Annotated in this window: 13 protein-coding genes; 3 read left to right on the top strand and 10 right to left on the bottom strand. The window is 41.1% G+C overall.

The window, feature by feature from the left end; genetic code table 11:
* The 5 genes from LQ203_RS13370 to LQ203_RS13350 form a co-directional block, all read right to left on the bottom strand.
* Entirely contained in the window at positions 1–1,365 is a 1,365-nt protein-coding gene (locus LQ203_RS13370) for an ethanolamine ammonia-lyase subunit EutB (RefSeq protein ID WP_230158828.1), read from the bottom strand.
* Between the two features lie 18 nt (positions 1,366–1,383).
* Complete coding sequence (locus LQ203_RS13365; protein WP_230158827.1) at positions 1,384–2,790, bottom strand: ethanolamine ammonia-lyase reactivating factor EutA; 1,407 nt, start codon at positions 2,788–2,790, stop codon at positions 1,384–1,386.
* An 18-nt stretch (positions 2,791–2,808) separates the two neighbouring features.
* Positions 2,809–4,080 (bottom strand): ethanolamine utilization protein EutH, encoded by a 1,272-nt coding sequence (eutH, locus tag LQ203_RS13360; protein WP_230158826.1) that lies wholly within the window; start codon positions 4,078–4,080, stop codon positions 2,809–2,811.
* A gap of 146 nt (positions 4,081–4,226) precedes the next feature.
* Positions 4,227–4,811 (bottom strand): response regulator, encoded by a 585-nt coding sequence (locus LQ203_RS13355; RefSeq protein WP_230158824.1) that lies wholly within the window; start codon positions 4,809–4,811, stop codon positions 4,227–4,229.
* A gap of 9 nt (positions 4,812–4,820) precedes the next feature.
* Positions 4,821–6,194: a sensor histidine kinase gene (locus LQ203_RS13350; protein WP_230158823.1), complete on the bottom strand. Its 1,374-nt coding sequence runs from the start codon at positions 6,192–6,194 to the stop codon at positions 4,821–4,823.
* Between the two features lie 418 nt (positions 6,195–6,612).
* Here LQ203_RS13350 and LQ203_RS13345 point away from each other — a divergent pair, with 418 nt between their 5' ends.
* On the top strand, positions 6,613–8,064 hold the full coding sequence (locus tag LQ203_RS13345) for an SLC13 family permease (RefSeq protein ID WP_230158821.1): 1,452 nt from the start codon (positions 6,613–6,615) through the stop codon (positions 8,062–8,064).
* Between the two features lie 79 nt (positions 8,065–8,143).
* Here the strand turns inward: LQ203_RS13345 and LQ203_RS13340 are convergent, their stop codons facing one another.
* Positions 8,144–8,887, bottom strand: a complete 744-nt coding sequence (locus LQ203_RS13340; protein ID WP_230158820.1) for an SDR family oxidoreductase — start codon at positions 8,885–8,887, stop codon at positions 8,144–8,146.
* 173 nt (positions 8,888–9,060) lie between these two features.
* On the opposite strand from LQ203_RS13340, the gene LQ203_RS13335 reads away from it, so the two are divergent.
* Entirely contained in the window at positions 9,061–9,180 is a 120-nt protein-coding gene (locus LQ203_RS13335; RefSeq protein ID WP_061465287.1) for a DUF4023 family protein, read from the top strand.
* A 52-nt stretch (positions 9,181–9,232) separates the two neighbouring features.
* Here LQ203_RS13335 and LQ203_RS13330 read toward each other — a convergent pair whose 3' ends face one another.
* The 3 genes from LQ203_RS13330 to LQ203_RS13320 form a co-directional block, all read right to left on the bottom strand.
* On the bottom strand, positions 9,233–9,925 hold the full coding sequence (locus LQ203_RS13330; protein ID WP_230158963.1) for a hypothetical protein: 693 nt from the start codon (positions 9,923–9,925) through the stop codon (positions 9,233–9,235).
* A 213-nt stretch (positions 9,926–10,138) separates the two neighbouring features.
* Positions 10,139–12,055 carry a VWA domain-containing protein gene (locus tag LQ203_RS13325; protein WP_230158818.1) on the bottom strand — a complete coding sequence of 639 codons (1,917 nt, stop codon included), beginning with the start codon at positions 12,053–12,055 and terminating at the stop codon, positions 10,139–10,141.
* Positions 12,056–12,070: 15 nt separating this feature from the next.
* A complete protein-coding gene (locus LQ203_RS13320; protein ID WP_230158962.1) occupies positions 12,071–12,883 on the bottom strand; it encodes a MoxR family ATPase in 813 nt (270 codons plus the stop codon).
* A 410-nt stretch (positions 12,884–13,293) separates the two neighbouring features.
* Between LQ203_RS13320 and LQ203_RS13315 the strand changes: the two genes are divergently transcribed.
* Complete coding sequence (locus LQ203_RS13315; protein ID WP_230158817.1) at positions 13,294–13,929, top strand: FMN-dependent NADH-azoreductase; 636 nt, start codon at positions 13,294–13,296, stop codon at positions 13,927–13,929.
* A gap of 237 nt (positions 13,930–14,166) precedes the next feature.
* On the opposite strand, the gene LQ203_RS13310 is transcribed toward LQ203_RS13315, so the two are convergent.
* Positions 14,167–14,682, bottom strand: coding sequence for a serine acetyltransferase (locus tag LQ203_RS13310; RefSeq protein ID WP_230158816.1), 516 nt, complete (start codon positions 14,680–14,682; stop codon positions 14,167–14,169).
* Between the last annotated feature and the right edge of the window lie 3 nt (positions 14,683–14,685).

Here is a 14,685-nt window from a genome sequence, read left to right as displayed (position 1 = left end):
CTAATGGTTAAATATAGTTGGATCTCCTGCATGCTTCGTCAACTTGCCATTTTCCAAAATCCCCATCTTCTCCAGCCAGGCTTCATATAATGGTGCGGGCCGCTTATCCATCGTTTGTCTCAATGTCGCTATATCGTGGTAACTCAAAGACTGATAGTTTAACATGCAGTCATCGCCCATCGGAGTTGCGATGATGAAATTCACGCCAGCCGCTGTTAAAAGTACGCCCAAATCCTCGATATCATTCTGATCCGCTTTCATATGATTCGTATAGCAAATATCCACACCCATCGGCAGCCCATGCATTTTCCCCATGAAGTGATCTTCCAACCCGGCACGGATGACCTGCTTGCTGTTATATAAGTATTCAGGTCCGATGAATCCGACGACCGTATTGACGATGTACGGATCAAAATACCGGGCAAACCCATAGTTCCTGGCCTCAAGCGTCACTTGATCGATTCCAAAATGGGCTTCCGCCGATAACTCGGAACCTTGCCCCGTTTCAAAATAAAGATGCTGTGGACCTGTACCCGTCCCATAGGACTTTGCGACCTCATTCGCTTCTTCAAGCAATCGAACGTTAATGCCAAAAGAACGATTGGCAGCCTCCGTCCCGGCTATGCTTTGAAAGATCATGTCAGCAGGTGCCCCCTGCTGCACGGCTTTAATTTGGGTGGCCACATGGGCAAGCACACAATTTTGCGTCGGGATATTCCACTTCTGAATCACGTCTTGAGTCGCATGTAGCAGCCTCTTTACGCTTTCGACTGAATCATCGACAGGGTTGATTCCAATGAGAGCATCCCCGATTCCATAGGAAAGGCCCTCTTTTAAAGAAGCAAGCATTCCATCGACATTGTCCGTCGGATGGTTAGGCTGAAGGCGGGAGGCAAGCGTTCCCTTGTATCCAATCGTACTATTATTCTTGGTGAGCACTTCGATTTTATTGGCAGCATGGACAAGGTCGAGGTTCGACATGAGTTTGGCAGCGGCTGCTATCATTTCACTATTCAACCCCCTGCTTATTCGCTTTAAATCCTCGCCTGTCGTTTCGTCACTCAAAATATATTCACGCAGCTCGGCAACGCTCCAATTCTTCACAGTTTGATAGATGGTCCCATTGATGAGACCGTCTATGATCCGCGACACTTCATCCTCTTCCGGAGAAAGTAATGGATAGTTCCTAATGTCTGCCAAAGTCAATTCACTAAGCACCGCTTTTGCCGCAATCCGTTCCTGGACAGAATCTGCCGCAATGCCCGCAAGCCTATCTCCTGACTTCTCTTCATTCGCTTTGGCCAAGACTTCTTTCAACGATTTGAATTGATGGATTTCCCCAAAGTATTGAGTGGATAATTTCATCGAATATTCCTCCGTTTCTTAGTTGTGAAAGGTTAGCGTTTTAACGACAACCGGAACGACCCCTGTCTGCAATAGCCTTCCTATATCTAAATAATCACCATGTTCCACTTGTGTCTGATCAATACAGATGACCGGCATTTCTGGTCGATTCGCCATAAATGTCTGACCAAGCACTTTTCCATAATCACTATCCATGACAATAATGAGAGGTTGCTGCTGATCCGGTTTTTGCTTCAATGCCTCGGTAAAAGTGGCTACAAGCAGCTGAATGTCACGAAATGAAAGATAAGGCAGATTCGTTAAATAAAAGGCAAAATTCAATCCCTCCTGCAAGGCGTCGTATATCGTGATCGCCTCCTGAACCGATTGCTTCAATCTCTCGATTCCGTTTTCCAGCACGCCTTCAAAATCGAGCCGATAGACTGGAATATTGCGAATCGGCAGATGGGAATCATTCACCTCGATAGTGGCCCCGCTGATTTCAGTTGTATGTGAGCCTGCCCCAAGGACAGTCGCCCGAACCGTTTCAGTTGGATGTTCCCACTCCCAAGCAGCCAATTCTTCATTTTCTTTTATGGAAGTGGCAAGCATCATACCGATATCCTGAAAGCTTTTGTCCACCCGTTCTTCATGATAGATACAATCACTGACTCCTCCCGAGAACATCAACCCATCTATTCGTCCTGTCCAAGATGGCGCCTTCCCCACTAAAAGGAGTTCATCTTCTTTTGTAAATGAATCGGCCAAAAACCTCGAAAGCACCTTCGCCATTTCATTTGCAATCATTGCCCCGTCAGCATTAAAAGGAGAATACCCAATTGATTTCAGCCATTTCCTTATTGAAGGGGCGACCTTCATCTTTTTCCCCTCCCATTCCACCAAACGGCCTCCTATATTTAGTGTGCATGTTCCGCAAAGGATACCAGTCCGGTATACGGCAATATTCGCTGTTCCGCCGCCAATATCTATGTTCGCTATTGTCTTTCTTGTCTCAATCGAATGTTGATAGGCACCGGATCCCTTGGCGGCAATGATTCCCTCCAAATCCGGACCCGCCGCCGCTACAAGGAATTCCCCTGCCGCCTGCGATAACTGGTGTACCATTTCTTCTGCATTTTGTTTGGTTGCCGTCTCCCCTGTGATGATGACTGCCCCTGTTTGTATGTGTTCCATCGTGATCCCGGCATAAGAATACTCATTCTCTACCAATCTATGAATAGCAGGAATATCAATGACCGTATCGGATAAAAGCGGGGTCCTGAAAATTGGACTTCGGTACAGAATTTTCTTATCGGTAATTTCGATTTTAGGCACCTGTCCGCCACCCGCCACATTCCTGAGCGAAAGCTCGCTGATAACTAGCTTGGTCGTGCTTGTGCCAATATCAATTCCTGCACTGATGATCTTTTCCACCTGTTCATTCATTAAAATCACACCTCGGTTTTACACCACTTGAATTTTATCGTCGTCATCTACCTGGTCATTCTCTTTATATTCATTTATGCCGATAACACCTGCTGCACGATCTTTTTCCTCTAATTCCAAAGCTTTCGGGACGGACAGCCAATAAGCTAGACCTATTCCAATGACCCCGGCAGATAGCTTCCCTACAATGATGGGGAAAATTAAGGACGGCTGAAAGTTGGCAGTGAATGATAAATGATCGCCCAATAAGAAAGCTGCACACACAGCGAAGGAAATGTTTATGACCTTATCTTTCGGCGGCATATCTTTAACCAGTTTGAACATCGCCAATATATTGGCTACAGTGGCTAATATCCCTGCACTCCCCGCTTTGCTCAAACCAATTTTCCCGCCCATCGCTTCTAGTGGCTTTCCGGCATATTTTTGGATCAGGTAAATCATCGGAAAAGCACCAGCCAGCATGATACCGATATACCCTGCCGTTTCCAAGGCACGGAACTGATCCGCCTTATCGGCCATGATCGGATGAAAACCCCAAGCACCCAATACATTGGAAAACAGTCCTGTGAAAATTTCCACGATTGAAAACACGAGTACAAGCTTAATCGCTGTATCCAAAACTTTTCCAAATAGCATGAAACCTTTGATCATCAGATCCGGTAAAAAATAAAGACCTAACGCAAGCAATATCACAAAAATAAGGAGCGGGGAAAGATTCAGGGCAATTTTCAAATAGCTCAACGTGAATTCGTATGTGGAATCCGCATTCGTGGAAATCACTTCGCGAACTTTTGAATTCGTAGCCACCACCAGCATGCTTGAGATAAAAGCACCAATTGGAATCGTCAAGATTCCAGACATGACTCCAAGAGCCATATATTTATGATCACGCTTCTCCAGCATGGCAAGCCCCATTGGAATCGAGAATACGATTGTTGCTCCTGACATGAATCCGACAATCATCGCCATGATCCAGCCTTCATATGTTTCCTGTAACTCAGCGGCTAATTGATACCCCCCCATATCGGTTGCCAAAATAGTTGTTGCTGCGAGTGCAGGATCTGCACCAATCGCGGCGAAAACCGGGCCGCATACGGTATCGATGAACCATGATAAATAAGGGATGGAGGCCATGATCCCAGCTGCCGGGACAAATATATGTCCAACGGTATGCAACCCTTCCATGAACTGCTTGCCCAACCCTTGCTCGCTGTCTTTAATCGATGCAAAAGCACCAATCACGGCACACACCATAATGACATAGATAACGAATTTCCCTACCATCTCCATACAAATCCCCCCTGAATTTCGATTTCTTTTGCCTACCGATTTTTAAAAAAAGGGTATAAAAAAAAGACGCCTCATATAGCCCAAACTTAGGTTTTCAGCAGAATTGCCTGCCTACATCCCATTTGGTCCATCAAAGCGCCATTGCTTCATCTATTCACTTGTTTTTTATCATTTATAACGATTAGCTTTGCCACTTCCTCCATGGAAAGCTGCTTATCCATACTTAGCTTTCGAAGCTTGTTATAAGCGATTTCTTCTGTTACATTCTTTCTTTTCATGATAATTCCTTTTGCTTTTTCAATTACTTTACGATTTGTGAGCGATTCATCCAATTGAGCCATTCGTTCCTGATACTTTTTTGCATTATCAGCCTGCAATAAGGCAATCTCCACTGCTGGGATTAGATCGGCCTCTGTAATCGGCTTTACAAGATATCCTACGATATTGGCTCGTTTCGCCTGATCGATATATTCGCGCTGGCTGAATGCCGTTAAAAGCAAGACAGGTATCTGAAAGGTATTGGAAATAACTTCGCTAGCCTTAAGCCCATTCAATTTAGGCATTTTTATATCCATCAAAACGAGATCCGGTTGTAAAGCATGTGCCAACTCAATTGCCTTCTCGCCGTCACGTGCATGTCCAACCACATCGAAGCCTGCATCCTTGAGCATAATCGTTATATCAAGCAGAACAATCGATTCATCTTCCACGACCAAAATCCTCTTGACCACTTATCCCACCTACCTATTGTATGGAAATCTTACAGAAGCCAGGGTACCTTCTTTGATCCGATGAATCGAAAACTCCCCATTCAAATCATTTTCAACCGTCATGCGGATGATATCCAATCCCAATGACGTTTTCATTTCCGGCGAATATCCGATGCCATTATCCATGACTTGAATCTCCAATTCAGAACCATCCTTTTGAAAGCAAACGGTAATCTTCCCTTCCGTTCCTTCAATGAAAGCATGCTTCACACAATTATGAATGAGTTCATTCACCACAAGTGCGACAGAAATACCAATGTCAGAATCAATCGAATGAAGCTCACCCATATATTCGATACTCAGGTCGTTTCGAACTTGATCCTCCGTACACACGATCATATCGCCGATTTTTTTAATAAGCTCCAGTAAGTCCACATGATCGACATGGCTGCTTGCCAGAATGATTTCATAAACCGACGATATGCTTAACACCCGATTTAGACTGACCGATAAATGGGGCTTGCTTTCTTTTGGAACCCCTATCCTCATTTGCAGACGAAGTAAACTGGCAACAGTCTGCAAGTTATTTTTCACCCTATGATGAATTTCACGAATGACTACTGACTTGCTAATCAGCTCTCTCTCTTTATCACGCAGTTCAGTCAAATCGCGGATGATAATGAACGTTTCGTTGGATTTCTTATTGCCTAAATGGAATTTCTTTATTTGGAAAATTTTCTTCCCAATCGTCATTTCCTTCATTAAAATCTCTTCTTTTGAAGCAAGAATATCGGAAAAACTAGGAAAATACTCGAAAATGCAGTCCCCTAACACACAATCCATCAAACAATTTTCCGTCACTAGATTGATGGCAGCCGGATTCGTATAGACAATTCGATTCTGTTTATTAATCAGGAAAATGGACTCTTCGATAAATTCAGGAACTAAGGAATTTTGCTGTTCTTGCCTATCAAAATGATTCAACGTTTCAGGTTCTTCTAGAATCGCCTTTTCCATGATCAAAACGGCTATGACCCGATTGCATTCCCCCTTGATTGGAACAACACTTTGCTGGACCATCGCTCCCTCTTGAGTCAATGCCCGGTTCACAAACATGTCCTTACCGGTGCGCAATACATAAAATACTGCCGGCTCAAAAGCTTCATAAGCAAATTTCCCGACAACCGGATGATCATAAACAGATTTTACTGAATGCGCGCTTTCCTCTGCCACGACAATGGCATGCTTTCCTTCACGCACCGGACAGTCAATAAAGACATTCGCCTTATTCAAATCAGCTATCAACGATAAATTCTTTGATAGGTTTTCTAGAATTTGAATATCCTTGTCCAGTAAGTGAGTATGCATCTCACATAACTCTCGGACAGAAGTTGTCCGTTCCATAGGCAAAACCCCAATAAACGTTTATTCATGGATATTATTATTGATTATTATAGATATTGCCCCTATTTTTGTCAATATTCAAAATATTCTAATGTAATGTATTCTTACATTAGATAGCGATATTTTAATAGTATACCCCTATAAAAAATCATCCCTAAATTAGCCCTTTTATCTAATTTGCATTTCTGTGCAACAATTTTTTTCCACCTCCTAATATTTTCGAATTATTCACATTATCTAATTTATCAAATTATTTTTAGTGATTATGAACAATGACAATCCATAATCATTAAATTAATATGTAATATATAGATACATAAGATGTTATTTAACATAACACGAAATATGATTATGGATCATTTCATCTATATTATCTGGAAGTACATGTTAATAAACTAAAGATGATGGGGGAAAAATAATGGCATTAGAAAATGATTCGAAAAAAATTGTCAGTATCGATGAAGCGACTAAATTCAATAAAAAGAAGTTTAATATGCCACATATTTATGTCATATTATTCGTATTTATCATACTTGCAGCACTCGCAACTTATTTCGTTCCTGCTGGTGTTTATGAGCGAATTCCAGGTCCTGAGGATCGATTGACGATTGATCCAAACTCCTATCGACTCGTTGAACAAACACCTATTACTCCAGTAGACTTCATGACAGCTATACCAAAAGGCTTGGTAGCTGCAGGGGAGATCGTTTTTTTCACATTCATCATCGGAGGAATATTTTCAGTACTACGGAAAACAGGACTTATTGAAATAGGAGTGGATAGATTAGCAAGGCGATTTTCGACAAAAAGTATGATGTTAATTCCTATCCTCACAGTAGTATTTGCTATTATTTGCAGTTTGATTGGAACACAGGAATTAAGTTTAGTGTATGTACCTGTCATCCTCCCCCTAATGATTGCCTTAGGATTTGATTCTATGGTTGCCGTCTCTGTAGCTTTAGTCGCAACTACCGCTGGGTTCATGACAGGCTTTCTTAACCCCATTAACACTGGGTTAGGTCAAAAAATCGCAGGTCTTCCCCTATATTCCGGTATCGAGCTAAGGATTATCGCTTTTATCATATTTGTTACTGCTGGGATGGCTTACATTATGCGGTATGCTAAAAAGGTTAAAAATAATCCAAAGTGTAGTTTTGTATTTGATGACGATCAAACCAAACGGACGCTATACTTAAATAAGCCTGGATCTGAAATATATAAGGTGAATAAAAAACAGAAAATTGCATTAATTTTAACGGTCGGTTTCTTGTTTCTACTCGTATATGGCGTTTTAGCAAAAGGTTGGTTTATGTTGGAAATGGCAGGTCTCTTCATTATCATGGGAATCGTTGTCGGTTTAGTTGCCGGGTTAAACTTATCGGAAATTTGCGAAGGATTTAATGACGGATTTCGAGAAGTTTTGGTCGGTTCCATGATTGTGGGTGTTGCAAGAGCTGTCGCTGTTGTTATGGAGGATGGTCAAGTAATGGACACGATCGTTCATAGTCTCGGTAATCTTGTCGGCGACTTCCCCGCTGTATTTAGCGCTCTCGGCATGTTTATTGTACAAATGTTATGTAGTCTTTTAATCCCCTCCGGAAGCGGTCAGGCTTTAGTTACCATGCCCATCATGGCTCCATTGGCCGACATCATCGGTGTTACAAGACAAACAGCCGTGTTAGCTTATCAGCTAGCAGACGGAATCGGTAATATATTATATCCAACATCTGGCTATTTCATGGCCACCCTTGCCTTAGCAGGAGTCGCCTGGCAAAAATGGGTTCGCTTTTACCTGCCCTTGTTTTTAATCTGGTTCCTCTTATCGGGCGCTTTCTTGATCATCGCTCAAACAATTCACTGGAATGGTTAATTTCAAATTAAAAATATTACAAAATACTAAAGCAACGTTGTATTAGTACGTTGCTTTAGTTGAATTACAAGCAATTAAATTAAATGAATCCACCATTGACCCTAATCGTCTGACCCGTAACCCACTGGGCTTGTTCACTCACCAAAAACGATACCACATTGGCAATGTCTTCCGTTTCACCTAAACGTCCGAAGGCATTCATTTTTTTCATTCCTTCGATTTGCTGCTCAGATTTCCCTACATTAAACAACTCTGTGTTAACCGGTCCTGGAGCAATTGCATTGATCGTAATCCCTTTTGGGCCGAACTCTTTGGACAGATGTCTTGTGAATTGTTCAACCGCCCCCTTTGTACCTGCATACATGCTATATGAAGGAAACATCTGTCCTATTACAGAGGTTGAAATATTGACGATCCTTCCATCGGCCTCCATACATTTCAGGGCTTGTTGGCAAGCAAAGAATGTCCCCTTGGCGTTCACTGCAAACTGTTTATCAAAGTCTTCTTCCGTTGCTTCGGAAAGTGGTTTATTTATCATCAGTCCCGCATTGTTCACTAAAATATTGATTTTCCCGAACGCTTGGACCGTTTCTTCGAAGAGATTTATAATTTGGGAAACTTGGCTAATATCTGCTTGGATTGCTACCGCTTCCCCGCCGTTCTTCTTTATACCTTCAACCGCTTCATATGCCTTTTGAGAACTGCCTGAATAGTTGATCACCACTTTTGCACCCAAATCAGCAAGCTGTTCCGCTATAGCACGACCAATACCTCTTGATGAACCTGTAACCAAGGCAACTTTTCCATCCAACCGATTTTCCACTCATTTCCCTTCTTTCTTTTCATGATAGGATTTAATAAACATCCTTTCAGTCCATATTTTACCACCTTTCTCCCTTTACCATCAGCCTAGAGTCGCCCTTTATCTCCCATACTCATGAATTTCACCTCTTCTGGTTATAGTAAAGAAGAAAATAAACGGAGGAGGTACATTTAATGAAAAGTTCTAAGGAATTTGTTGAAAGTATTCAAGAACAGCAAAAAAAGGAAGAAGGCAATTTCCGCCGTCAAGGCAATGGGAATCCCGCTCAGAAATTACCGAATAAAAAACATTAATGAAGCCCATCTTCAATAGATCCCAGCCTTAATATAAGGCTGGGATTCTTTTTCACTCCGATGTACTTTTCTTCTTCATCTCTTCGATTTCTTTTGAGAATGTTTCTTCTATCTCTTTTTTATTTCCATATAAAAAGAGGTTATCACCTATTTTGATTTTATACTCATATAACTCTTTCCTGATTTTCACTTCTCCGCTTTCAATAAACAACATATTGATGTCCGCTCCTTCTGGGATAACATCAAACGCTTTGACATCGATGAATTCTGAATCCTCATAAATATCGATCTCCATGACCACGTCTTCATCTTCTAAAAACAGGACCTCCTCTATCGGGTGTTCCCATAATTCATAATGATTGTACATTTCACTTTTCATCTTATTCGATATTCTATTATTCAGGATTGGAGCTTTCACTAAAACGATTAAGATCACCAGTATCCCTATAATGATGCTTAACTCTATCAAGCGTAGATCATCTGTAAGCAATGTACTGATCGATGAAATGATGACCGCAAGTGAGAAGGCACCAAATAAAATTAAAAACATGCTTATTTTCCTTCGAACGGGGTGATCAATAATCGATTTTGACTCGTCAGTTGTAAACCCAGTACCCGTCAGCATGGAGATAACCTGAAATCTTGCCACTGAGCTTTTCAATCCAGTCAATTTCATCAAGGTAACCGATATTTCAATAACAAGAACAATGATTATAAAATAAAGTACCATAAACAGTAAATTCATCAAAATAACCACTCCCTCAGTTATGCTTTACCCAAATTCCAAAAAAGAAATCGCATTCGTTTTCTTTTCAAGCTCCCATCAATATATTCGCTTACTGCGAATAACTGACAAGACAAACAAAAAAACACAGTAAGATCCATTGAATCCTACTGTGTTTTTTAATTGATCAATCAAGATCTATCATAACTTCCAAATTCATTATTATGTTTCATATCAAATGGTCTTCAGCAGCAGTTTTTTCAACAGCGGTGTAAATTGTTCCGGCAATTCAGCAACACTCGGAATCATCAGCCGTTCTTTTCCGTAGATGTTTTTCATCGTCAGTTCTTCACTTTCATCAATCAATCCGTCTGCTAAAAACAGGCCTATGACTTCTATTCCCTTTTTCCTGGCTTCGGAGACGGCAAGATGCGTATCGACAATTCCATTTTGATCATATTCGCTTGCTGCCGGCTCACCATCGGAAAATACGAGCAAGAAACGGTTTTTTTCACGTCTTTTTTCCAATTCCATTGTGGCAACCCTGATGCTGTATCCGTCCCTGTTGTCTTCCTCCGGTTCAAGCTGCATGATTTTTGCTCCTGTATTTGCATAAAGAGAGTCCGAATGGGACTGGATCACGTGGAAGTAATTCGGCTGATATCCTTCTCTCACTTCATTTGCATCTTCCCAAAATCCCACGATTGAGTGGGGTATCCTTAACTTTTTCAGCACTTCATGAAAGAGTACGACCCCTCGTTTCGTTTCATCCATTTTGTTATGCATAGAAGCCGAGCAATCGATAAGCAATGTGAATACTGCATCCATTTCATTTGAATCCTGGTTCTTTTTATAAAAGACCCTTGGATTTTCTTCTAGTACAATCGGCAGTAATTTCTTCGATAAACGACCAAAAACTAAATCTTTTCTTGGGGCATTCTTTTTATTTTCCAGTGTTTTTTCAATTATACTTGCAAGTTTTCTCTTAAATGGTTCGATATCAGCAACGAACTCGCGGTAGCGTTTTTCTTCAGTAAGAGTCGGTATTTTTGCTTCTTTGATTACCTGGACGACGTCTTTATTGTCTTCACCAAATGGATGTTCACCACTCTTGCCGATATTCGTTTGCTTCTTCTCTAGCGTTTCCTGCTGATTGTATTCCTTTTGTTCACTTTCACCTGAAGAACCTTGGATGGACGCCAGTGCTTGGTCGGCATCTTCCGCTTCACGCGCACCTCCGCCCATCAAGCTTGTTTTCGTTCCCTGTTCCAATTCAAATTGAAGAAAGGTCGAATTATTCTCGCCATTCTTATTTTCTCGGTGCCATGTGGAGAACTTTTCATCAATGAACTCACTTTTCTCTTCATCTACATCTTCTGTATCATCGTTCAACAGTTCATCATTTCTAGTCAGTTCGTCAAATAAGGTATTTGCTGTATACTTCTCCACATTTGCAATGGGGAAGATGAAATATTCATTCATCGTATCCTGATATCCATCGTTCACACGAAAAACGATTTGCTCACAAATCCTTGTGATATCACTTGTTTTAGTGGCTTCAAAAACCGAATGGATATGCGGCTTGATTTTCTCCAGTTCTTCCAGTTGCCGCACATTGGCTCTGGGAAAAATGGGATCTGGCCTGTCAGATTGAAGCAGTAAATAGATGAGGCAGTATAATTCATCCAGTGCAAAACTTCTTGTGACATTCGTAGCCAATTGGCTTTCGAAATATTGTTTAAGGTAAGCTCTCCTTACCGAAAACCATTTTTTCGTGCCTGGCCTTTCTTTCTTCACCAATTCTTCTAATCGCAAGTCTTCCAATAAAGCGAACAATTGGGCTGCAAACTTTGGAAGTGAACTTTCCTCGATTATCTCCTGATACTCCTTCATACTCTGGATTGTTGAATGATGCAACGTACCTATCGTTCTAAGGAGCACGTCCGTTTTCAACCCAGCTTCCTTCACTTCCTTATTTCCGTTTTCCCAAAAATGACTGGCTGTGACCTTATTCTCGATGGAATCAATGAAGGAGCCATAATTGTATTCGAATTCCAGCTCAGGAATGCCTGACAAGACAGTCGAGAGATCCTGCAGCTGCAAAAAAAGAGCCGTATCAATTATTGAATCATTGAATCGGATATACTTCATGAGGCATTCTCCTAGTTAGAATAATGTGTCAGCCAAGTTCTTCACAAACTCCCGCTCCCGTTCCTCGTCCAACTTATCCACGATGGAACGAAGAATCGCCCGTTTTGGCGGAATCAATACACTCAGGTCGCAAGCATCAAGCAAAGCCCGGATCGATGCCGCATCTTCGGCCACTTTTCCTTGATTCACAGCATTTATCAGGTCACTCGACAGTTTAACGAACAATTCAATATTTCTTGAATCCTTTAACTTTGTATTGGTCTCGATCAAATGCTTTAATTGCTCCCCTTCGATATAAGGAACCTCGATCACGATAAACCTATTCTTCAGCGCTTCATTCAAAGGAACTGTGCCTACATAGCCTTCATTGATCGCAGCAATGACATTAAAGCCATCTTTAGCAGTGATGACTTCGTTCGTGAACGGATTCGTTATCGTTCTCCTGTAATCAAGCACCCCATTGATCAGCGGCAGTGTTTCCGGTTTAGCCATGTTTATTTCATCTATGTATAGAAAATGACCGTGATTCATTGAATTGATCACAGGTCCTGGAACGAATTCAATCACCTGTTTTTCCTCTTTGTAAGCCAATGTCTTGAAGCCCAATAAGCTTTCGGCATCAAGATCGACTGAGCAGTTCACACTGAACATCGGTTGGTTGAACAAATTCGATAATGTCTCGGCAAACTTAGTCTTTCCGGCCCCTGTCGGACCTTTCAGGAGAATATTCTTCCCCATGCTTAAGGCAGTGATGGCATCTACCATCAACTCCATCTCGGGAGGCAAATACCCGCCTTTCCTGATCAATTCCTCAAATTGAGCAGGCATTTTTTTATTTGTTTGTAATATCGTTGCGATTTCTTTTGGTAATCGATTGATCATTATGTCCCTACACCCCTTTTTGAACATTTTAAGGCTCTTTCCCATTAAAAACAAACACTAAGAAAAAGAGCTGCCATTTATGAAATGAATCTAAAAAGTCAGTCAGCTTATGAACCAGGCTTCACCGACCGCTATATGAAGATAATTTCCTTTTAAGGACATGGGCGATGTCATGTTTTTCAAATCATGAAAAGACGGCACCTCCAATTTATAGATGGGGCCGAAAGGAATACTCGCTTCCTCTTCTCTTTTTATAACAAACAAAATTCTAATGTAGAGATATTTTGATTAATTTTTTGCTATTTGAATCAAACTAAACTTGTCTTAATTTTGAAGGAGAAAGGTGACTTAACAAAATGGCTAAAGTATTATACATCACAGCGCATCCACATGATGATACACAATCTTTTAGTATGGCAGCAGGAAAGGCTTTTATTGAGACTTACAAAGAGGTCAATCCGAACGATGAAGTCGTTCATCTTGATCTTTATAAAGAGAACATCCCTCAACTTGATGTTGATGTTTTTAGTGGATGGGGCAAGCTTCAAACAGGAAAAGGTTTTGAAGAGCTTTCAGCAGAGGAACAAGCAAAAGTCGGACGCCTAGGTGAACTAAGCGATCAGTTTGTTTCAGCTGATAAATATGTATTCGTAACGCCTTTATGGAATTTTTCATTCCCTCCAGTAATGAAAGCATATATTGATTCTGTTTCTGTTGCAGGTAAAACATTTAAGTACACGGAACAAGGCGCGGTTGGTCTTTTAACAGATAAAAAAGCACTTCATATCCAAGCCCGCGGAGGTTTTTATTCTGAAGGCCCAGCTGCAGAGATGGAAATGGGTCATCGTTATTTAAATGTCATAATGAATTTCTATGGTATTCCGTCTTTTGAAGGCATATTCATTGAGGGTCATAATGCAATGGCAGATAAAGCACAAGAAATCAAAGAAAAAGGAATTGCACGTGCAAAGGACTTAGCTCATACTTTTTAAAAAATAGCGGGAAACGCATCGAATAGTTTCCCTCCTTAATTATGACTGTATCTCGAAAATAATGGGATACAGTTTTTTCATTTAATAAAATCAACCTTATAGCCTATTCGGCCATGGTTCCATATTTGAGAGAAAAAAGCCAACCACAATCCTCATATAGACTTATGTGATCATTAGAAAAAAACCGATTCTCCACATGACATGGATTATCGGTTTTTTGTTTTAAGTAGTAAGTACTTACTTTTTTATATTCACACTGGGTACTCCGACTGCCGTGCAATTATCGGGCACGGATTTCAAAACGACTGCATTTGCCCCCACTTTCGAATTCGCGCCAATTCGGATGCCACCGTGTATTTTAGCGCCACATCCTATATACGCATAATCACATACGGTAGGTGCTTTTTTACTTTCTTTATTTTGTCCGAGCGATACTTGATGCATAATCGTAACATGATCCCCTATTTGGCAATATGGGTTGATCATAACGCCTTTAGCCCCATGAGGCAGACGTAAATCCTTTCCAATTTGACATTGTCCAGGAAACTCGCAATTCAGGAAAAGTCTTACAAGCAATAAATCTACCATGCGGTACATAATCCATAATACTTGTTTTACGACAGGAATGTTCACTTTATAGTAAATCGTATTGCCTATCCGGTAAATGAACATGACGATTATTCCATGAATTCCGCCCAGTCTCCCCCAGTTATTAATAAATGCCAATTTATTCAACCATTTAAATAATCCCATAAC

The sequence above is a fragment of the Peribacillus sp. Bi96 genome, assembly GCF_918698115.1.
Classification (GTDB): Bacteria; Bacillota; Bacilli; order Bacillales; family DSM-1321; genus Peribacillus.
Note: the sequence above shows the minus strand (reverse complement) of the source record. Positions and strands in the feature narration are given on the sequence as shown.

Excerpts from the sequence above, each read along its gene's own strand:
- LQ203_RS13310 (WP_230158816.1), bottom strand. The coding sequence starts at position 14,682 with ATGGGATTATTTAAATGGTTGAATAAATTGGCATTTATTAATAACTGG.
- LQ203_RS13370 (WP_230158828.1), bottom strand. The coding sequence starts at position 1,365 with ATGAAATTATCCACTCAATACTTTGGGGAAATCCATCAATTCAAATCG.
- LQ203_RS13350 (WP_230158823.1), bottom strand. The coding sequence starts at position 6,194 with ATGGAACGGACAACTTCTGTCCGAGAGTTATGTGAGATGCATACTCAC.
- LQ203_RS13330 (WP_230158963.1), bottom strand. The coding sequence starts at position 9,925 with ATGAATTTACTGTTTATGGTACTTTATTTTATAATCATTGTTCTTGTT.
- LQ203_RS13315 (WP_230158817.1), top strand. The coding sequence starts at position 13,294 with ATGGCTAAAGTATTATACATCACAGCGCATCCACATGATGATACACAA.
- LQ203_RS13345 (WP_230158821.1), top strand. The coding sequence starts at position 6,613 with ATGGCATTAGAAAATGATTCGAAAAAAATTGTCAGTATCGATGAAGCG.
- LQ203_RS13325 (WP_230158818.1), bottom strand. The coding sequence starts at position 12,055 with ATGAAGTATATCCGATTCAATGATTCAATAATTGATACGGCTCTTTTT.
- LQ203_RS13335 (WP_061465287.1), top strand. The coding sequence starts at position 9,061 with ATGAAAAGTTCTAAGGAATTTGTTGAAAGTATTCAAGAACAGCAAAAA.
- LQ203_RS13365 (WP_230158827.1), bottom strand. The coding sequence starts at position 2,790 with ATGAATGAACAGGTGGAAAAGATCATCAGTGCAGGAATTGATATTGGC.
- LQ203_RS13320 (WP_230158962.1), bottom strand. The coding sequence starts at position 12,883 with ATGCCTGCTCAATTTGAGGAATTGATCAGGAAAGGCGGGTATTTGCCT.
- eutH (WP_230158826.1), bottom strand. The coding sequence starts at position 4,080 with ATGGAGATGGTAGGGAAATTCGTTATCTATGTCATTATGGTGTGTGCC.